Here is a 19,823-nt window from a genome sequence, read left to right as displayed (position 1 = left end):
CATAAGCCGAAGGAATCCTGAGTACGAATGAGCCGCAGGAGGCATTTGACGAACGGGGAAGCAAGGGCCTCGTCGTCCCCGTGGACAGCAGGGCCAACCGGTTCATGAGGAATTTCGCTTTTCCCCAATTTCAGTACTCCTCTTGAAGGACGATCTCTTTTTCTGCGATGTGTGGTTCGGGCGCTTGCGTGGGCGGGGAATGGCTTGGGCGAGCCGATCCCACGCAACAGTGTCCCGTGGCCGACCTCGAGCACGTCCACCAATGCGAGACCTTTCACCGCGGCGCGAACGCCTGCGCCGCGGTTCGACCCGAGGTAAACGCAATGGAAATTCCACCTGCCGCAAGCCGCGCACTTTTGCGGCATCGACGTTATTGCTGCGAAGTGCGCCTGGGCGGGCGGATTTGCCGGTGTTCAATTCCAATTGTCATGCCCTTCGCGATCCTTGCTCAGGAAGTGACAGCGTTTTGAGTTTCGGAAGTCTTGTTTTGCGGAGCCACACAGAGACCCGCGTGACAGGCAGGCTCACCCGTGTAGTTGGCCAGGGCTTGGAGCAACGAGGTGAGGTAGCGCTGTTTGGTTTGGTCCGGCACTGGCTCCGAATGGTCCAGCGATTTGATTGCCACCTCGATCAACTCGATCGCCCGGTCCTTGTTGCCGCTCTCGTAATAATACTGAGCGACCGGAAAGTAACACCCGAATTTAAAGTCTCCATCGCCTTGCGGAGGATTAAGTTCCAGGATCTGTTCGGAGAGCTCCTTGCCCATCGCAAAGCGATCATCATGCGGAAGATGGGAGTTGTCGATCGTGGGATGGAAGAGTTGGTTCAGCGCCATCACCACCCAAGACATCGCTTCGAACTTTTTGTTGATCGCGTCCTCGACCAATTCGCGCATAAGCGGCAAGCCGGTTTTGATGTCGCGCAGCTTGTGAAGCAGAATATCCGCATGAACCCGCCGAAAATCAAAAGAGTCTGGCATCACGGCGAGGCCTTCTTCGATGGCCAATAGTGCCGCTGCCCAATCCTCGTCCTGCATCGCCGGCCCAAGTTTGGCGTATATCGGCTGACTCAGCGACGATTCGCGCACACGCGAGATTCGCTTTGCATCGACGGCTTTCGCTTCATAGCTGCTGCGCCAGCTGCCGTTAAGGACTTTCGGCAAAACGTCATCGAGAGGTGCCGGGTGGCCGATATAAGCGATGTGGCCGTCGCGGTCGACCACGAACGAGGTGGGAATCCCGAACGAAGAGCTGGGTTCCAGCCAGAGCTTTTTCATTTCGCCAGTGCAATCGAACGCTGTCCGATAATTCAGATTCGGGAACTTCTCGGTCAGCCAGGCATCCACGTTGGTCCGCGCTTCGTCCGCGGTTGCAGCCTTTTCGCAAGCTGCGACTCCGATAATCTCAAATCCGCTGTCTTTATATTTCTCCTGCAGTTCGATCAAATGGGGCATGGCGTGGACACATGGTCGGCACCAAGTCGCCCAAAATTCAACGAGGTAGACCTTGCCGGGCCGAAGGCTCGTGAGGGGCTCGCCACGCAGCCAGTTCTCCACTTTCAGCGCAGGAGCCGGGGACCCCATACGCAGTTCCATCTTGGTGTCCAAAGTCATTCCACACCTTTCGTCTCTTTTGTCGCGGAATATTTTCCAGTCAAAATCGGACACGGTCTCGAGGGCATTGCTCCCTCTCGCTTGCTTCAGCGGAGCTCTCACCGTGTTGCCGCACATCAAGCACGGCAAAGGGCATGCCAACCCTTCTTAGCTTCGGCAAGCGCCGGTACCGCCTTGAATAAGCGAGCCCTAACACGGCCAGCTGACGTTAACCTGAATGTCGGCTTTCGACGGCTCACCTTAGCGGCTGCCGTTTAGGAAGGTGAGAGTTTGGCTGGCCCGCTGGCGATAAGACCGGCTTCGGCGTCCTGGAGTAGTCGCACTTCGGCGATGGGGTCGAAAGTGCGGGAGAGGCTCGGTACCCTTGCAGCCACCGCCGCATGTGGCCCGGCGTCATAATTCGCGTCGCGGTTGCCAACGGCGGCGTTGGGCTCGATCCACGTGGCGTTGAGCCCGACAGCACGTAAAGCTGCATCGTGATTGAATGCCCTTTGCTGTTTCACGCCAAGCAGGAGTCGCGCGACGCTACCTTGCTCAAGCGCGAGCAGAGCGATCTGACGCCGTAGGAATATTGCTCGTCCCGCTTTTGCCGCCAGAGGCGGAAATCTTTCCTGAATGCCACCGCCGATCATCAATATCGACGAATCATATCCCGCTGCCCATTTGTTCGACTCCGAGGTCGGGCCAGCACTCCGTCAAGGGACGGTTGATGAACCCTAGATGCTCGGGATTGGCGCATGGCGCGCGCCGCAGAAGGCTGTCAAGGATGCGGCGCGCTCGCCAGGCCAGCAGCCCAAAGTTCGGATCAGCCAGCCCGCGCTGTCCAAGGCAGGCGTTCTGAACGAAAAGGCGTCGGTCTCGCGGTCCGTCCCAGTACACCGAAAAATCCTCGCCGATGGCGAGCTCATTGCCGATCTGTTCGAGGCGATCTGCGATCGGTTCTAGGAAACCCGGCAGCGGTTTCTCGTACCCGGTGGCCAGGATGACGATATCGGCGGTTACTTCTCCGATGTTGTCCAAGCCGCGTTGCAGCGTGAGCCTGTGCCCTGCTCCGGCATTGATGCAGCGCGACACGTTGCAACTTGGCCGCAATGTGATCTCGCATTGGTGTGGCTCGAGAAAGGCGTGGTGGTAGAGCGCCTGATAGACCGCGCGCAACTTGCTTTCTGAAATGCCCTCGGAGGCAAGCGCGAAACGCCGCAGGAACAGCTGTCGATGCACCTCGCTCATCGCAGCAAAACGATCCGAGAAGCATGGCGTGAACAGCCCGTTTGTGAACGCGTGGTCGTCGAAAGGCATCTCGCGCGTCAAGACCCATGTGATCGCCGCGGGCCGCCGTTCTTTCGGCCGGCCGACAAGGTGCAGTAGCAGCTCGGCTCCCGACTGTCCGCCGCCAACAACGCAGACATGCTTTTTTTGCACCTCAGGATTGATGTGGGCCAACTCAGATGAGTGGAACAGGTTGGGTCCAGTCCAGCCATGAAACTGAGGCGGAATTTGCGCCTGCTTGCCTATGTCGATGACGAGGTTTCTTGCATCAAGGACCGCGTTGTCCGTCCGCACGCGAAACTCGCCGTCAAAGCGGATTTCGCGAACGGCCTCGCCGCCACGGACAAGCGGATTCTTCTGGAACGCCCAGTTGAGATATTGGGCGAACTCGGCTCTAAGCACCCCGTGAAATTGCGCATTGAGGAAATTGTAAAGACGCCCGTTCTCGTGGAGGTAGTTTACGAATGTGTAGGCTGATCGCGGATTGACCAGAGTAACCAGATCCTGGAAGTGGCCGACCTGGAGCTCCGCGCAATCGAAAGCGCTGCCTGGATGTCCTCGGAAATCGACCTCCCGGTCCAGGAACAGTGCCCCTTGCGCAATCTCTTCCTGTATCTGACACGCAAGGCTCAAATTAGATGGTCCAGCACCCACACCAATACAAAAGAGGTCCACTTATCCTTACTCCTCTAGGAGTGTTTTCCAACTCAGCGGCATGTTGACGTCGATTGCCGGGCATTGAGCAATGCGAACCTCACAGGCATGCTTGAGCCGCGGTCCCGACTGAGAGGACAGCAAAAGCGTGTGCCGCCTTCCAGGTCTTGGGCTCAATGTCGGCGGCATCGACAGCGGCGCGGCGTGATCCGAACCCAAGAGCAGAAGGAAAGTGTGTGATGCTGTCGCGCGGCTCTTCCGGATCTTACGGCGGCTTCTAGCGCCGGCCTCCACCCCAGGAGTGGCTGTTTCCCTGCCACGACGGAAGCGGCTCTTTCTTTCGAGGGGCGTAACCATGGATAACGGCTCTTAATGCTTTCGGAGACTCCCATGCATGCGGCGTGCCGGATAAAGACCTGTCAAACCAACGAGTTCGCGCAGTTCCAGCTCGTCTGGAATCCGACATTGTCGCACGCCCGACGATCGGGCAGGGGAAGCTCCGCGGCAGCGGCCCTTGCACACCGCAGGCTGACAGGGACAGCCGCCGATTTGACGCGCGTCCGGGTACTGATAAGGGGCCTTCCAACAGGGTTCGCGCACGAGGCGGGGTCTCCTGGTACACCCGCCCTGTGGCTTGGCTGCGGTCTGCTGCAGCCGTTCGTCTTTACTGCCCGTTGCGGACGATCTCGCACGAGTTGGTTCACGAGAGCGTCGTGAAGCAGTCGAGGCGTCCGGTTTGGCTCTGACAAGCGTCGCAAGATGTTCGCGGATCCAGCCATGTCTCCGCAATCCGACCGGTAACCGACGACGACTTCGGACTGGTTGGCGGTCCTACGACCTGATCGGTGTTCCTACGGAGCTGATCAGCGAGCCAAAAACAGCGGCAATGTGGTCTTCCCAAAGCTCCAGCTCGGCGGACCGCCGAAAATCCGCTCACGCAGCCCACGGCTGCCATAAGCACCCATAACCATCATGTCAGCACAGATGTCGTTCGCGTGCTGGGTCAGCACTGTGCCCGCCGATTTGCCGGCGCTCTTAAGCAGGTCAACGGAGACCCGAGCACCGTGCCGAGTAAGATAGGCAGCGATGTCAGCTCCAGACTGCGCGCCTTTCCCGTTGTTTTGCGCCTTTGGATCGACCATAGCGACACAGACTTCCTTGGCAGCGGATAGGATACTAAGAGCTTCCCGAACCGCACGCGAGGCCTCTACACGCGAATCCCAGCCGACCAGCACGCGTCGAGGCGACAGCGTCGCCTTAACGCCCTTCGGCACGATGAGCACCGGCTTTCCGCTATCGAACAAGCAGCCGTTGACAACAGGAGGTCCGAGAGTCTCATCGTTGAGGAGGTCTCCTCCAACGATCGTCAGGTCAGCGCAGAGCGCCCGCTGTCGTGCCACTTCACCGAGGCTAGCCGGATCGCAATAGTCGGTGTCAACGTCACAGGAAAGCGACATAGCTTTCAGCCTTTTGAGGATATCCGCGGACCGTCTTTCCATTCTGGTCACGTCCTGTGAAAATTTCTCGATTTGCTGAAATCGATAGTTCGGTACTGCAATTGCCTGTGCACGTCCTGTATTCCATTCGGGGGGCGGAGACGACATCAAGAGCAATGGAGGCGGTATAATGAGTACCGATAGGTGCGCGCCGACCTCGGCACACAGTCCGGCAGCTGTTGTGAGGTCCTCATCAGAATGATCAGCACCCGTCACACTGAATATGCTTTTAAATTCCATTTGCCTGCTTCTCCTGGTCTTCGTTAGGAGCGCCTCAAAGCGGCAACACCGCTCTCAGGAGGAAGAGAGAGCGGCACCACGTTCGATCACCGATTTCAGTCGTCCGGCTTCTCGAGCGAGTAGCCGGCCGACCTGACGGTGCGAATGACGCTGCCGGGCAAGGCCGTTTTCAGCGCCCTCCTGATTCGGCTGATATGGACATCGACGGTGCGTGCACCGACATGAATGTTGGGCAGCCAGGCCGCCCCGATAAGCTCGTCCCGGCTGAAGACCTTGCCGGGGGCCTCAATCATAAGCCGCAGCACGTTGAAATCGATCCGTCCGAGATGGATGTCGTGGCCATTACCGCGAACCCGATGGGCATCGAGCTTCATCTCCAGGCCTCCACAACAAATCCAACTGTCGTTTTCAACCCCGTTCGGACCACGCTTGGTCAGCCCGAGCCTCGCCCGCAGGCAGTCGAGCAGCTTGGCCGGAGCCACCGGCCGCACAAAGCTCTCAACGCCTGCCTTCAAGAGATCGAGGTGCTGGTGCTCGGCGCCAGGCGCGATCAGGGCGATGATAGGCAGGTCGGTGGTGCGCGGTTCCCGCTTGAGGTGGGCGCAAATTGCGGACCCGTTTATGCTGGCTGGGTCGCAATCCAGCACTACGGCCTGAAGCTCCCGTTGTTCGGCCAAGGCCAGCGCAGCCTTCGCGCCGTCTGCCGTCTCACTGCTGAAACCGTCAACCTCCAGTATGTGGCTGTAGAGCAGATAGAACTCGGCATCTTGCGAGCAGATCAGGACCAGCGGCTTCTTCATCGGCGATACCCCAACAACCTGGTCGGCCTCGAGTCCCTGGATCGAGGGGACTGGCCAACATAGTTTCTCGGGTCCGTCATGATGGCCTTTCTCGAAAATCGCGCCCATCATGCCAGCGCCACGTGGGGAAAGGTTTCGATGACTGAAATCGCATCGTCGACCAGCTTCGTACCGGCCGTGGCGAGCTTCAGGAGCGTCTCGAAGCCAAACCGGTGGACATCGCGCAGCGTTTTGGACAAAACGACCAGCCGTCCGGTCGTGAAAAGCACCCGACCAAAACCCTCATGGCTCACCTGGATCATCGGCGATGCCATAAGGCCGCAGCGCTCCTCGATCGCAAGCCCGATGGCGGCGTAGTACTTGTCGAGCCTCCACAGCACGTCGGGATCGGGATCTCCGATGATTGGGATCCCTCGGCGCTGTTCCTTGGTAATGATGAAGTCGCCCAGCAGCTCAGCGTCCGCTTTGCGTTCCCACGAGCCATAGGAATCCTGAGAACGGATCAGCCGCACGAGGCATTTGACGAACGGGGTGCAAAGAGCCGCCTCGTCTTCGGCGACAGCTGGGGGGATTGCGGGGTCAGGCATTGGCGTCCTCCTCTTTTCAGTCCTCGTCCTCGAAGGACGGTTTCTTTTCGGCAATGCCCGCTCGCGCCAGCACCTTGCGCAGCCAAGGCGGAGGACACGTCCTGAGCATCATCTGCGTGCGCAAGAGCACCTGTGGGATCGATTGGGGCTCCGCCACTTTGATCGGGTGGATTTTTGCCGCGACAAGCTTGGCTGCCGAAGGGCCGCCAATTGCCAGACAAAACAGGATCTGACAGCCCTTGAGCGCATCCACCTTTGGCGTGATGCGATCATCGCGCTCGGCCCGATGCTCCCCGCTTTCATCGGACACGTCATCGAAGGCCACGGCTTCTACGAGATTCCATTCCTCGCGCGTCACGTCGTAGACAGCAAAGCGCCTGGCCGACCCGAAATGGGCGTTGAGGTCCTGCATGTCCTGAGTGGCGATCGCAACGCGCAATGCGCCCTTACGTCGTTCAGGCATCGGGGCGAAAACCTCACTACTGACCAGCGAGAGGCGGCGAACAGCGTTCATCGTGATATTTCTCGATTACGGAGTGGATCAAGCGCCTCAGGAGTGGGCGCGTGTTGGTTGGCCTGGAAGATGCTGGCGACCTCGAAGATCATGTCGCGGGTGCCCTGATAGAGAATTGCGAGCTTGTGCTGGCTGCCTAGTCGATCGAAGACCGGGAACCCGATGCGCATGAGCGGAATTCGGAGCCGCTCCGATGCTTGGCGCCCGTGCGAATGCGTGACAAGCAGGTCAGCACCGACGGCAAGACTTTCCAGATCGCCGAGATCGCCGATCTGAACCGAAACCGCCGGGACTTTCTCGAGAATTTTAGACCTGTCGGTCGTTGTGACGGCCGCGGCTATCTCGGAGCCGAGGCCAGCAAAGAAGGTCGCAAGTTGGAACAGCTGGTCTGGTTCGGCAGCGATGGCAATTTTCTTGCCGCCGAAATGGAAATGTCCGTCGAGCATCGCGTCCTGCAATTGCGCCCGGCGCCGGCGCACGCGGGCCGGTACCGCCGCGCCCGAAATCGCAGACAGCAGCGACACGAAGCGGTCCGTGTCCTGCAGCCCAGTCAGTGACTGGAACAACACGTAAGGCACGCCGGTCAACCCGTGCAGCGCTTTCGCCGGGCGGCGCATGTGCTCACCGATGGCGATGCATTGCATGGCCGTGCCCAACTCGCGAATGTCTTCGACGCTGGTGCCGCCGTATGTGGTCGCTACCCAGCGGTCAGGAACCGTACCGTCGAGCGAGCCTGAAATGTCGGGCAGAATAACCGGCTTGAGCCCAAAGCTTTCAACCATGTCACGCATATGCTCGATGTCGGCGACAGTGAGGTTGCATCCGGGCAGGATCGCGATCTTCTTCGGCTGCCGCGCACGTTCGCCCGAGCCTGTAATCCCTTTGATCATTGCGGTGACTGCCTTGGCCCAGCCCTCTTCGATCGCGCCGTCAAAATCCGGCGTGTTGGCCAGCACGACCTCCGTACCCGCAAGCTCTTGCGTGTGCTTCAGCTTGATGTTCGCAATATCACTCGCGCAATCTTCGCCACGCGTCTCCACCAGCGCGGTCGTGCACACCCCGATCAGCTTTGGCTTCGTGCGGTTCTTGAGGTTGAGGATGGCTTCTTCAAGATGGTCGGCAGCGCCGAGGATGGTCGCCACCTCATCCATCGCTGTTGTCTGCAATGGAATCGTTTCTTTGAAGTGCCGTACGAAGAGCACGAGCGCGAAGCTTGTGCATCCCTGGCTGCCGTGGAACAGCGGCATCGCGCCGTCGACCCCAAGAAAGGCAAAGGCGGCACCCAGCGGCTGCGACGACTTCAGCGGGTTCACCGCCGCGGATTTGGTCTGGGGAAGGATGCGGGCCATCGGTCGCCTCAACACTCGCTGAACTCGTGTGCCGTCGCGCCGGCGAATTCATCGAACAGGTGCCCGGACTCCTTCTTCGTGCATGGCAGTTCGTCTTTTAGATCAGGCTGGCAATCCCACGGGGCCGGCTGGCGCACCTGAGACCAGACCGGATTGTGAATGGCGAGGTCGATCTGGCGTACGAGTTCCACCATGCCGGCATAGCCGGCATAAGGGTGCTGGCGCTCCTGGTTGATATCGAGCCAGGGCGTCTTGGCCTTGAGCGCAATGAATTGCGTGCGACCGCCCGACAGCATGATATCGGCCCTGTGTTCAGAGAGCATGGCGTACAGCTCGCGCGCAGCCATGTATTCGAACATATGCTTGTCGTGCTTGAGAACTTGTTTGATGCGCTCCTTGTCCTGCACCGTAGATTTCTTGACCGAGGTGCCGACGATCTCGATTCCGATCTCCATCAGCGCACGGACAACCGACCAGGACTTCACACCGCCTGTGTTGAGCAGCACGCGCTTGCCTTGGAGCCTTTGCCGGTAGGATTCGAGTTTCTTCCACGCGATCGCCTCCTGCTGCGCGATCAGCGTCTCCGTGCGCTCGAGGATCTCCGGATCGGCGCCCTTCCTCACCAGCAGCCTGACAAGGTTGCGAAGAGCTTGCGATGTGTCGGAGATGCCATAGAAGGAGCCCTCGAAGAACGGGATGTCCCAGCGCTCCTCCATCTTGCGGGCAAGACTGATCAGCGCGGTCGAGCACACGATCATTGCCGCCCGGGCGCGGTGCGCGGAAGCAATGTCGCGGTAACGCGCATCGCCGGGAATGCAGGCGCGCACCCGGATGCCGAGCCGATCGAGGAGCGGCTTTACAAGCCAGAATTCGCCCGAGAGGTTGAATTCGCCAAGGATGTTGATGTCGTAGGGCCCGGGGTCGTCGGGTTCGACCGTGCCGATGACATGATCGAGCAACGCCTCGGCGGCGAGCTTGTTGCCGAGGTTCTTGGAGCCTGCCAGGCCAGGCGCATTGATCGGCACCACGGCCAAACCGAACTTTTCCGTGGCGCGTTTGCACACGGCCTCGATGTCGTCACCGATCAGCGCCGTTACGCAAGTTGAGTAGACGAAGATCGCCGGCGGCGCGTATGTGTGCTTGATCTCGCGGATCGCCTTGAAGAGTTTCCGCTCGCCCTGCCCCATCACCAGGTCGAGTTCGGTGAGGTCGGTCGTGAAGCTTGTCCGCCACAAGGTCGGCCCTGACGAAACCGCACCACGGTTGTCCCAAGAATTGCCCTCGCAGGCGAGCGGCGCATGGACCAGATGCGCAACGTCGGTGATCGGCTGCAGGACGATCTTGGCTCCGTCAAAGGCGCAGCCGCCGGCTGCCGCCCCTGGTGTCAGCGACTTCGAGCAGCCCTCCTTGCGCGCCTTGGCATCTTTGCCACGGTTCTTATCGCAGGCGGGCTCATCGAAGGCGTCCTTGATTTTGGCGCTGAGGGAGGACATCGCTCAGCCTCCCCAGTCCATTGGGCAAGGAATGGCCTCGGCGAAAAGCCGGCCACGGCTCTTAGCGCGTGAGGTCATAGGAATAATCCGTCACACCCGTCTCGCTCGTCTCGCGATCGAGTTTGTCGAAGATCTTGTCGAGGATCGTCGTCAGCACGCGCAACGCGCCCTGGTAGCCAAAGAGCGCAAAGCGGTGATGATGGTGCCGATCGAAGATCGGAAACATCAGCCGGATCAGCGGCGTTCCGGTGTCGCGCTCCAGGTACTTGCCGTAGGAATTGCCGATCAAAAGGTCCACCGGCTCGGTAAAGAGCAGCGAGCGCAGCGCCCACAGGTCCTTGCCCGCCCAAACCTGGGCAGCCTTGCCGAAAGGCGAGGATGCTAGCAGCTTCTTCAAATCGGCTTCCCATGCCGAGGTGCCATTGGTGGCGAGGCAATGGGTTGGCTCGCCGCCGGTCTCCATGACAAAGCGGGCCATTGCGTGAACGAAGTCGGGATCACCGTAGATGGCGTATTTCTTACCATGCAGCCAGGATTGGCTGTCCGCCATGGCGTCTACCAGTCGGCCGCGCTCGAGGCGAATTGCCTCGGGAATCTCCTTGCCGGAAATCGCCGCGACCTCCATCAGGAATTCGTCCGTCGCCTGAACGCCGAGCGGATAGTGGAACGAGGCCGTCGCCTGCCCGACCTCCTCGCAATAGCCCAGTGTCTTTCGGGTGTTGTGATGCTGCAGCGAAAGCGTTGCCTCGGCGTTGAGGGCCTTCTTCACCTCGTTGATCTTCGTGCCCCCGTCATACATGCGGTATTCACCGTCCGAAGGCGTATCGAACTGGTCAGAGGCATCCTGGATCAATGTATAGGACACGCCCATTACATCGAGCAGGCGCTTGAGCTCCCGGTTGTTGCCGACGCAGAAGCCGTCGAAGCCCGGAATGATGTTGATGGTTCCTTCGATTTGCGTACGCTCCTGACCTTTCCAGAAGTGCTCCAAAATGCCTTTGACCATGTTGTCATAGCCGTCGACATGACTGCCAACGAAGGCCGGGGTGTGGGCAAAGGGCACGTCGAAGTCGCGCGGGACTGAATCTTCGTCCTTGGCGTTCTGGATGAAGCTGTGCAGGTCGTCGCCAATGACCTCTGCCATACAGGTCGTCGACACGGCAATCATCTTGGGGTCGTAGAGCTGGTAGGTGTTGGCGAGCCCGTCGACCATGTTCTTCAGGCCGCCAAACACCGCCGCATCCTCGGTCATTGAGGAGGAGACCGCCGCGGCAGGCTCCTTGAAATGGCGCGACAGGTGCGAGCGGTAATAGGCGACGCAACCTTGGCTGCCGTGGACGAAGGACATGGTTCGCTCGAAGCCGGCGGCAGCGAATACCGCACCCAGCGGCTGGCAGGCCTTGGCCGGGTTCACGACAAGCGCTTTGCGGGCGAGGTTCTTTTCGCGGTATTCCCACGTCTGGGTGAAATCGCGCTGATCGGAAACGATTTCATCGGGGTGCGGACATTCGAAGTTTAGCTTCTTCTCAGCGAGCATCTTTCTGTATTCCGGCTCGCGGAACAGGGGAGCGTGATCGAGAATTTTTTCAGCCGACTGCGGCATGATGATTACCTCTTTTGCATCTGGCTGCGCGGGACGGCAGCTCAGGACGTCAAGACGTTCCAGGCTCCGGCGGATCAGAGGCCGCGGGAGTTCACCGTCTCAGTGGGAGACTGGGGCTGAAGCAAATGTTTATTCGGCAGCCATCGCCCGCTCATCGCCCCGGCTTCTTTTCCAAGGCGCGTGGAATAGGTCCCAGACCGGGTTGTTAATGGCGAGATCCACATCACGTGCGAAAATGGCAAAGCCGTCGTAGCCGTGATACGGGCCTGAATAATCCCAGGAATGCATCTGGCGGAACGGTATGCCCATCTTCTGCACCGGGTATTTTTCTTTGATTCCCGAGCCGACCAGATTTGGGCGAATCCCTTCGATGAATTTCTCCAACTCATAGCCGGTCACGTCATCGTAGATCAGCGTGCCGTTCTTCACGTAGTGGCCGGTGCGCTGATAGTCGTCGCTGTGGGCGAATTCATAGCCGGTGCCCACGATGACCATGCCGAGGTCCTCGTAGGCCGTGACGACGTGGCGGGGGCGCAGGCCGCCGACATAGAGCATCACGGTATTTCCTTCCAGGCGCGACAGGTACTTGGCGATGACCGCATCAACAAGCGGCCTGTACTTGGCAATGACCTTTTCGGTCTTCTCCTCGATTTCCGGCCCAAAATGCTTGGCTATGTTGCGCAGAGAGGCTTCGATCTGGGAGGGACCGAAGAAATTGTACTCCATCCAGGCGACGCCATACTTTTCCTCCATATGCCGACAGATGTAATTCATCGACCGGTAGCAGTGGATAAGATTGAGCTTAGCCTTCGGGGCGCGCTCGATCTCTGCGAGTGTGGCGTCACCCGACCAGTTGCCAACCACGCGCAGCCCTATCTCCTCAAGCAGTATGCGCGAGGCCCAGGCATCGCCGCCGATATTGTAGTCGCCGATGACGTTGACGTCGTAGGGGCCGGCCTCGAACTTGACATCCTTTTTGTCGAAGACCCAATCCCGGATTGCATCATTGGCGATGTGGTGGCCAAGCGACTGCGAGACGCCGCGGAAGCCCTCGCAGCGTACCGGCACGATCGTCTTGTCATACTCCTTGGTCTTTTTGCGAGAAACGGCCTCGGTGTCATCGCCAATCAGGCCGATAGGGCATTCGGACTGCACGGTGATGCCGTTGTTGAGCGGAAACAAGACTTCAATCTCGTCAATGATCTGTTCCAGCTTCTTGTCGCCGCCGAAGACGATGTCCTTCTCCTGGAAATCGGAGGTGAACTGCATTGTCCCGAACGTGTCGACGCCCGTTGTACCGACGTAGTAGTTGCGGCGCTGCGACCAAGAATATTGGCCGCAGCCGACCGGGCCGTGCGAGATATGGACCATATCCTTGACTGGCCCCCACACCACGCCTTTCGAACCAGCATATGCACAGCCGCGAATCGTCATCACCCCGGGAATGGACTTGATGTTCGATTTGACGTCGCATTCGGAAAGGACCTCGCTTTCCCCGCCAGCCTCGTTGCCGCTCTTTGCGACGTTGAGGTGCTTCTTGCGGCGCTTCGCCGCCTTGTCGGGATAATGCGACAGCACCTCTTCGATAAGCTTCGCATGAAGAGCACCGTCATTCTCGTATTCCCGGCTCATGAGTCCCCCTTTCAAGGTTGGGTGACGCCTCAAAGAATAGGCGCCGTTCTCTGCAAGGCGCGCCGATTCATGGCAGCGCTAATGTCACTACTGGGCCGCCGCCTTCGCCGCTTCCTTGGAGTGAAGCTCGGCAAGCATCTGCTCGTCGGTCTTCATGATGCCGAAGTCGAGCAGCATCTCCTCCAGCTCCTCCATGGTGATCGGCGTCGGGATCGTACCCTGGCCCGAATTGGCGTGGATCTTCTCGGCCAGAGCGCGGTATTCCCCTGCCTGCTTTGAGTCCGGCGCGTACTGGATCACCGACATCTTCCTGAGTTCGGCATGTTGGACGATGTTGTCGCGGGGCACGAAGTGGATGAGCTTGGAATTCAATCGGCCAGCCAGTGCTTCGGCCAGATCGAGTTCGCGGTCGGTTTGACGTTCATTGCAGATCAGCCCGCCCAGCCGCACACCGCCCGAATGGGCATATTTGAGGATGCCCTTGGCGATGTTGTTGGCGGCATAGAGCGCCATCATCTCGCCGGACATGACGATATAGATCTCCTGGGCCTTGCCTTCGCGGATCGGCATGGCGAAGCCGCCGCATACCACGTCGCCGAGGACGTCATAGGAGACATAATCGACATCGTCATAAGCGCCATTCTCCTCGAGGAAATTGATCGAGGTGATGACGCCGCGGCCGGCGCAACCGACACCCGGCTCGGGGCCGCCGGACTCCACGCACTTGATGCCTCTGTAGCCCACCTTGAGCACGTCCTGGAGTTCGAGGTCTTCCACCGAGCCTTCCTGTGCGGCGAGATCCAGGACGGTATCCTGAGCTTTCGAATTCAGGATCAAGCGTGTGGAATCGGCTTTGGGGTCGCATCCTACGATGAGGATTCTCTGCCCGAGGTCGACAAGGGCAGCGAGCGTATTTTGGGACGTGGTGGACTTGCCGATGCCGCCTTTTCCGTAAAAGGCGATCTGACGCAGACCTGACATAATAGCTTTCCTTCCTTCGTTCTAATTATCGCGACTGCCCGCGACACAAGTGCCGATAGGCAGCTCGTGCCGCCTCACACCAAGCATCGCAAAAAGCGTACCAGCGTGATCGGCCGATCCCAGAAGAAACTTTGTCATTAAATTCCAGCCGCTTAGACGGCGGCAAAACGCGCGAACGGGCCTTTCAGGCGTCTGTCACGGACACGACAAAGCCGACACAGATTGTCGTGCGCCATCCAAACCGCCGTGTGTCGAGCTCGAAGCGGGAGAATGGGGAAGTTAGCCCAAAGCTGATGGCGAGACCATCGGAAGACATCGGCTCTTGTCTTTCCAGCCTGCCATTGATCGGGCGGTCGCTGGATGAGCAGGAGCCTGGGGCTTGACCGCGGCGCGGGTAGTTCAGGCAGGCTTACAGAGCGGGAACGCCGGCGGCCGATAGACATCCGCGCTTAACCTTTCATAGCCCGTCTACAAGTTGGTTCCGCCGACGCGCTATATGGAAGCCAAATAATTCAGTAGCTTAGCCGAGAGCATTGATTTTTTCAGAAAGATACGTGTTATACGCGTATGAACCGCCGAACCCATGGTCGGCGCCCTCATGCGCGTGAGACCCCGTTGTGGGCGAGGCTCGCGACTGGCTGCACGATCCTAGCCGGCCTGCTTGCCATTGAGTTTGGTCCCGCCGCGGTAGGCTGCGGCATCAAGGGCAACATCAGCTACAACACTGGCAAGAAGATTATCACGTTCTTGGACAGGAATCTTACTGGGAGACACGCATCAACCTATTGAAGGGCGAGCGGTGGTTTTGTTCAGAGGAAGCTGCACGAAAGGCGGGCGGGCGGGCTTCGAGAGGTTAGTGTCGCGGCAGCTTGCAGATCTGCCCACGGGGCCGCCACGATCGCAAAGTGTGTACAAAAGCGCCCTCTCTGCCGAACTGAACAGTGCTCACGGCCATAGCCTCGGATGAGCCCGACTGGCTTGACCTCTGCATGATGAGAGCAGCTTTTACACCAGGTGCGCAGCACATGTCTTTAACGAACGCATCGTCTTCAAGAATATAGAGAGCAATTCGGAAAACCGAGTAGTTGGCGGCGAAGCTAGGAGAAGGTATACACTACCCTCTTGTTACCCCAGAGTAGAACGTGCAGCTGCGGCAAGACGCGGGCTTCGAACCACCTGTCGCTGGTCACCTTTTCTACCAGCGGTTCCATGCGCATCATATTCCGTCGGACTCGACAGAGACGTCTTCATTACCACGGCGGGGCGGCGTGTGATTGCCGGGTTGCAGACAAACCTCGCCGCGACGTATTTGGGACGAGTGGTGTCGGCACCGAATCCCTATCATTTAGACTAGCCAGCTTGGGGAGCGCCGTCAGACCGCCAGACCGGAAGAGGAGGCTTCGCGCCAACTTGTGCCAAGAATGTTGGACCGTGCGGAACCGCTGGGGCGGCGCTCAACTCTGGCGCAGGATGAAGCGTCGATTGGGTGAATGAATAGGGCGCGCGTTCGACGGGTAGAGTGAGGCAAATCGCTGGATGTCTGCCGGATCAACGTCAACCGGTTCCATCGCCACCATCCACTCGACGTTTTCGGTGCACGGCGGCGTCGTCAGTGAGCCCTCATAAGTCCAATAGCCAAGCGAGGCTGGCAGAAGCCAGTTGGGATTCACCTCGTCGATCGTCACCTCCCCATTCGGCAGTTCGGGAAAGGCCGCAGCAAGGGCAGCAAAGCTGGCATTTGTCGCGCCGGGCGTTAAAAAGACGCCCAGCACGCCCAGAGTACCACTTTGCGTGTCCTTGTGAACGAAATGCACCTCCATCGGGAAGCTCTTGCCCGCCACGTGATGTTCGCTTGGCGCATGGAAATGGAACTGTACCAGTTCGTAGACACGATCGCCGCGGGTCAGCGTGCTGCCTTGTGGCATATTGATTTGAATGGTGTGGCCGTTGTTCACCATATTGCCGCCGCCCTTGTGCCAGCCGATGGCGATATGCGGGATATCCGCCTTGACCGCGCTGTTGATATTGATCGGCGATTGCTGCGTGCCGGCAGAGCATACGAAATTTTCCTTATCCAGATCAGCCCAGTGCTCCGGTCCGACCGGACCGGTGTACCCCCAATGGGCACTGGTCGCTTGGGCGGCTTGAACGCAAATCCGGCATGCGCCGAGCGCAACCAACCCTTTGATCAGGTGACGACGATACATATTACTTTTGCTCCTCTTGCGAACTGATGTTGGTGGCTGCCCTAATGGACGCGTGATGGCCAATCGGCGCGGCCAGTATTGTCCTTTGCAACTGATAGATGCCCGCACGCCTTGGCGTGCTTTCATAAGTGCGGCTGCCGTTTCTCGGCTGGCCGGCTTCTGCAGCCCGCAACGGGGGCAGTTTCAACCAGCTAAACGATAAAAAATTTTAGCAGACCAGCGCTTGACCCCCGCCGCAAAGGCACAGGCGAAGGTGATCACTGCGCGGCTGCCGTTCGCGCCGGAGGCCGCATCGCTATACTTTACACTCGCTGCCCAAGGAGACGCAGGCGACCCCAATACGTTTTCATCGCTACTCCCGACGCAGCCGACCCACGCCACGAAAACGTTGCTATATTTCACGTTGGGCCAATGAGGAAATCGATCTTCTTTATGGAAGGCATTTGCGCAATGGATGCATTCCCATGCTGACAGTCGTGCGTCAGGCCGGACAATGAGATACATCGATAAGAGCTGGACAAGGATGAGGGGATGACGTGCTTGCGACGGAGCAGGTGGGGCGAGAAGGCCAGTTCTTGCGGATTTCAACTTTGCGTGACGACAGCTCATCGGAGTCAAGGTGACACACGCCGGCAGCGGGGTGTCCGGGCGGTTTCCAGCCGCACAATCGCGAGACCGCTGACGCGAACAAAGCTCGGCTGTACTCGGCACGCGAAGAGAGCCTGCCAAGCCGTTGGAGCCCGGCCTTCCGGTGCGACGCAAGCCACAGACTAGACCGCCCTCTTGTTACCCCAAAGCAGAACGTGCAGCTGCGGCAACACGCGGGCTTCGAACCACCTGTCGCTAGTCACCCTTTCGACAAGCCATTCCATTCGCATCATTATTCCGTCCAAGTCGACAGAGGCGTCTTCACTGCCAGGGAGCGGCGGCGTGTGATTGCCGGGTTGCAGATAGATCGGAAGGTGCGGATATCTCGCCGCGACTTCTTTGGCGTAGGCATAGTCACTCTCGTCGAAAACGACGAGCTTGAGCACGATTTGCGGCTTCTCTTGCGCCGCTTCGAGGCATGCATCAAACGCAGCCCAACGGGTCGTCATCTCGCTGGACGGCGGCTTTGGGCTAAGGGTCAGCACGTCAAGATCCGCAAACCACTCCCTCACCACGGAACCCTGCGTTTCCAGTGCAAAACGATAGCCCTCGCGATGGCCTCGTTCTATGAGGGGACCGAACGGCTGAATGGCCGGGTTGCCGCCTGACAAGGAGACCATAACCGGCCTGCCGCCGGAAAGCGCATGGACGGTTTGCCACACGGCATCGATCGGCATCGGTAGCCATTCATGGCGATACTGATTGTCCACCGCGTGAAGGCTGTCGCACCATGAACAGCGATAATCACATCCGCCGGTTCTGATGAACACCGTCGGCAAGCCGATGAGCACGCCCTCGCCCTGGATAGTCGGCCCGAATATCTCGCTCACACGGATTGCGGGATGCATGTCGGTCACGGACGGTATTCCGCCCAAGTTTTCGGTGTTTCGCTAACGCGCACGGCCGCGGTCTGCGGCAGACGTGCCTTGCACCATTCATAGAAATGTCTGGCCAGGCATTCCGCCGTGACCTTCTCATGTCCCAGCACGTCGTTGAGGTGCCGATGGTCGAAGCTCTCGTCAATGTAGCGTTTGAGCGGCGCCAGATCGTGATAGTCGCGCACGAAGCCGTGGGCGTCCAGTTCCTTGGCCGACAGCTCCACTACGACGACATAGTTATGCCCGTGCAGGCGCGCGCATTGATGGTTGGGAGGCAAGGAGGTGAGCTGATGCGAGGCCGAGAAGTGGAATTCCTTGCTGATGTGGAACATTACGCGCGCCTCCTGCGCAGCGCCTCAAGCCAGAAATCGGCGTCCTCGTAGTCGGTGGGATCAGCGTGCCCGGCGAGATGGAACGCTTCGCGCCGCTCGACGCAGGTCCCGCATCGTCCGCAGTGACGCACGCCGCCCTTGTAACAGGACCAGGTCTCAGCAAACGGGGTGCCGTATCTTGCGCCATCCGCAACAATGTCAGCTTTTCCGAGATTCACATACGGTGCATAGAGGCGTATCTGCGCATAGCCGTCGAGCGCGCGGTCTTGCATTGTCTGGAAAGCTTCAATGAAGGCCGGACGGCAATCGGGATAGATGAAATGGTCCCCACCATGCACGGCCGCCGCCACCGCTTCGGCGCTGTGGGCGGCGGCGAGACCGAAGGCGATTGCCAACATGATGGCATTGCGGTTCGGCACCACCGTAATCTTCATCGTGTCTTCGGCGTAGTGGCCGTCCGGCACGTCGATACTGCTAGTCAGCGCTGAGCCGGAAAGGCCACGGCCAATTTCGCCGATGTCGATGATCTGGTGCGGGACCTTCAGTCGCTGCGCGCAAAGAGCGGCGAAGCCCAATTCCTTCCTGTGCCGTTGGCCATAGTCGAAAGATAGAAGGCCGGTGAGTTCGTGCTCCGCTGCCACCATGTGAGCAAGGGAAACGGAGTCCAATCCGCCAGAGCAGACGGCGAGAGTCTTCATCATTGGTATCCTTGTTTTGACCGGGTAAGGCTGCGACCGGAGATTTCTCTGCGCCCCCACTACTCCAGCGACTCAGTTTTGTGAACCGGGAGAATTTGCGCTCAGCCCGATTGGAACGGGAGTGCGTCGCGTCCAACACGCGTGATCAATAAAAGTTGAGCGCTTCAGCAGTTTGTTTCGCATCGCGCCAACTTTCGCAACCTGCTGTCCGATCGTCGACTTCGAGACAAGGTGATGTTCGGCCGACATCGGCTGACTCTTAATTAAGCCGCAGAACACATGTTGGCTTTCTGGCCTTCGCTTGTGCGGTTGGCGAGGGCGACATGGATGCCAGCAAATTTGACATTGGCGACATCCGCCTGGAGAACCCTGCGCGGCGCGATTGAGGCCGCAGGCGAGCCTGCTCTAACTGCCGCCCTACAGTCCCGACTTCAATCCGATTGAGAACGCCTTCGCCCAACCTAAGGCGCTGCTGCGAGCAAAGGCCGAGATAACCATCAAGGCTCTATGGGACTGACGTTGCCCCAGCAGTTTTGAGTTCGTTTCCGGCGTGGGTTGTGCCCTGCTGGGCGGGTGAAGCGACGGGCGCTGGCGCGGAGCCTTTGGCATAGCGCAGCGCGAGCGACCGTCGCGGATTGAAGGTGCTGGCGAACTTGGCCGGGGTCTGCCAGGGGGGAGTGCGGCCGCGCGGTGTTGTAGTCGGCGTGCCACAGGGCGATGGCTACGCGCGCCTGAGCCAGCGAGGTGAACAGCGTCTCGTTGAGCAGTTCATCGCGCAGTCGGCCGTTGAAGCTCTCGATGAAGCCATTCTGCATCGGCTTGCCGGGCGC

The 19,823-nt window shown here is 59.2% G+C and carries 16 protein-coding genes and 3 pseudogenes; 1 reads left to right on the top strand and 18 read right to left on the bottom strand.

Annotated elements, in window-relative coordinates; all coding sequences use genetic code 11:
* Nucleotides 1-448: 448 nt before the first annotated feature.
* The 17 genes and pseudogenes from P9254_RS28580 to queC all read right to left on the bottom strand — a co-directional run bounded on the left by P9254_RS28580 (nt 449) and on the right by queC (nt 18,993).
* Nucleotides 449-1,612, bottom strand: coding sequence for a TlpA family protein disulfide reductase (locus P9254_RS28580; RefSeq protein WP_245438181.1), 1,164 nt, complete (start codon nt 1,610-1,612; stop codon nt 449-451).
* 254 nt (nt 1,613-1,866) lie between these two features.
* Nucleotides 1,867-2,244 carry a hypothetical protein gene (locus tag P9254_RS28575; protein WP_024505270.1) on the bottom strand — a complete coding sequence of 126 codons (378 nt, stop codon included), beginning with the start codon at nt 2,242-2,244 and terminating at the stop codon, nt 1,867-1,869.
* A 13-nt stretch (nt 2,245-2,257) separates the two neighbouring features.
* A complete protein-coding gene (locus P9254_RS28570; protein WP_063169368.1) occupies nt 2,258-3,556 on the bottom strand; it encodes a lysine N(6)-hydroxylase/L-ornithine N(5)-oxygenase family protein in 1,299 nt (432 codons plus the stop codon).
* Between the two features lie 842 nt (nt 3,557-4,398).
* On the bottom strand, nt 4,399-5,271 hold the full coding sequence (locus P9254_RS28565; RefSeq protein ID WP_063169369.1) for a universal stress protein: 873 nt from the start codon (nt 5,269-5,271) through the stop codon (nt 4,399-4,401).
* Between the two features lie 95 nt (nt 5,272-5,366).
* Entirely contained in the window at nt 5,367-6,182 is an 816-nt protein-coding gene (locus tag P9254_RS28560; RefSeq protein WP_063169370.1) for a response regulator transcription factor, read from the bottom strand.
* On the bottom strand, nt 6,179-6,658 hold the full coding sequence (locus tag P9254_RS28555) for a NifX-associated nitrogen fixation protein (RefSeq protein ID WP_024505267.1): 480 nt from the start codon (nt 6,656-6,658) through the stop codon (nt 6,179-6,181). Before P9254_RS28555 ends, P9254_RS28560 begins: the two co-directional genes overlap by 4 nt.
* Before the next feature lie 16 nt (nt 6,659-6,674).
* Nucleotides 6,675-7,172 (bottom strand): nitrogen fixation protein NifX, encoded by a 498-nt coding sequence (nifX, locus tag P9254_RS28550; RefSeq protein ID WP_063169371.1) that lies wholly within the window; start codon nt 7,170-7,172, stop codon nt 6,675-6,677.
* Entirely contained in the window at nt 7,169-8,521 is a 1,353-nt protein-coding gene (gene nifN, locus P9254_RS28545; RefSeq protein ID WP_024505265.1) for a nitrogenase iron-molybdenum cofactor biosynthesis protein NifN, read from the bottom strand. Before nifN ends, nifX begins: the two co-directional genes overlap by 4 nt.
* 8 nt (nt 8,522-8,529) lie before the next feature.
* Nucleotides 8,530-10,014, bottom strand: a complete 1,485-nt coding sequence (nifE, locus tag P9254_RS28540; protein WP_024505264.1) for a nitrogenase iron-molybdenum cofactor biosynthesis protein NifE — start codon at nt 10,012-10,014, stop codon at nt 8,530-8,532.
* Nucleotides 10,015-10,075: 61 nt separating this feature from the next.
* Complete coding sequence (gene nifK / locus P9254_RS28535; RefSeq protein ID WP_024505263.1) at nt 10,076-11,617, bottom strand: nitrogenase molybdenum-iron protein subunit beta; 1,542 nt, start codon at nt 11,615-11,617, stop codon at nt 10,076-10,078.
* 129 nt (nt 11,618-11,746) lie between these two features.
* A complete protein-coding gene (gene nifD / locus P9254_RS28530) occupies nt 11,747-13,249 on the bottom strand; it encodes a nitrogenase molybdenum-iron protein alpha chain (protein ID WP_024505262.1) in 1,503 nt (500 codons plus the stop codon).
* A gap of 87 nt (nt 13,250-13,336) precedes the next feature.
* Entirely contained in the window at nt 13,337-14,230 is an 894-nt protein-coding gene (gene nifH / locus P9254_RS28525) for a nitrogenase iron protein (RefSeq protein WP_024505261.1), read from the bottom strand.
* A 1,097-nt stretch (nt 14,231-15,327) separates the two neighbouring features.
* Nucleotides 15,328-15,524 (bottom strand): annotated as a pseudogene (locus P9254_RS28520) (7-carboxy-7-deazaguanine synthase QueE); the annotation flags it as partial.
* A gap of 160 nt (nt 15,525-15,684) precedes the next feature.
* Entirely contained in the window at nt 15,685-16,437 is a 753-nt protein-coding gene (locus P9254_RS28515; protein WP_063169372.1) for a carbonic anhydrase, read from the bottom strand.
* 770 nt (nt 16,438-17,207) lie between these two features.
* Nucleotides 17,208-17,933, bottom strand: coding sequence for a 7-carboxy-7-deazaguanine synthase QueE (gene queE, locus P9254_RS28510; protein ID WP_164548811.1), 726 nt, complete (start codon nt 17,931-17,933; stop codon nt 17,208-17,210).
* Nucleotides 17,934-17,938: 5 nt separating this feature from the next.
* Nucleotides 17,939-18,295, bottom strand: a complete 357-nt coding sequence (gene queD / locus P9254_RS28505) for a 6-carboxytetrahydropterin synthase QueD (RefSeq protein ID WP_063169374.1) — start codon at nt 18,293-18,295, stop codon at nt 17,939-17,941.
* On the bottom strand, nt 18,295-18,993 hold the full coding sequence (gene queC / locus P9254_RS28500) for a 7-cyano-7-deazaguanine synthase QueC (protein WP_063170389.1): 699 nt from the start codon (nt 18,991-18,993) through the stop codon (nt 18,295-18,297). The genes queD and queC overlap by 1 nt, the downstream gene beginning before the upstream one ends.
* A gap of 369 nt (nt 18,994-19,362) precedes the next feature.
* On the opposite strand from queC, the pseudogene P9254_RS28495 reads away from it, so the two are divergent.
* Nucleotides 19,363-19,504 (top strand): annotated as a pseudogene (locus P9254_RS28495) (IS630 family transposase); the annotation flags it as partial.
* On the opposite strand, the pseudogene P9254_RS28490 reads toward P9254_RS28495, so the two are convergent.
* Nucleotides 19,499-19,823: pseudogene (locus P9254_RS28490) on the bottom strand (integrase core domain-containing protein); the annotation flags it as partial. The pseudogenes P9254_RS28495 and P9254_RS28490 overlap by 6 nt on opposite strands.

The organism is Mesorhizobium sp. WSM4983, assembly GCF_029625765.1.
In the GTDB taxonomy this organism is placed as follows: Bacteria; Pseudomonadota; Alphaproteobacteria; order Rhizobiales; family Rhizobiaceae; genus Mesorhizobium.
Note: the sequence above shows the minus strand (reverse complement) of the source record. Positions and strands in the feature narration are given on the sequence as shown.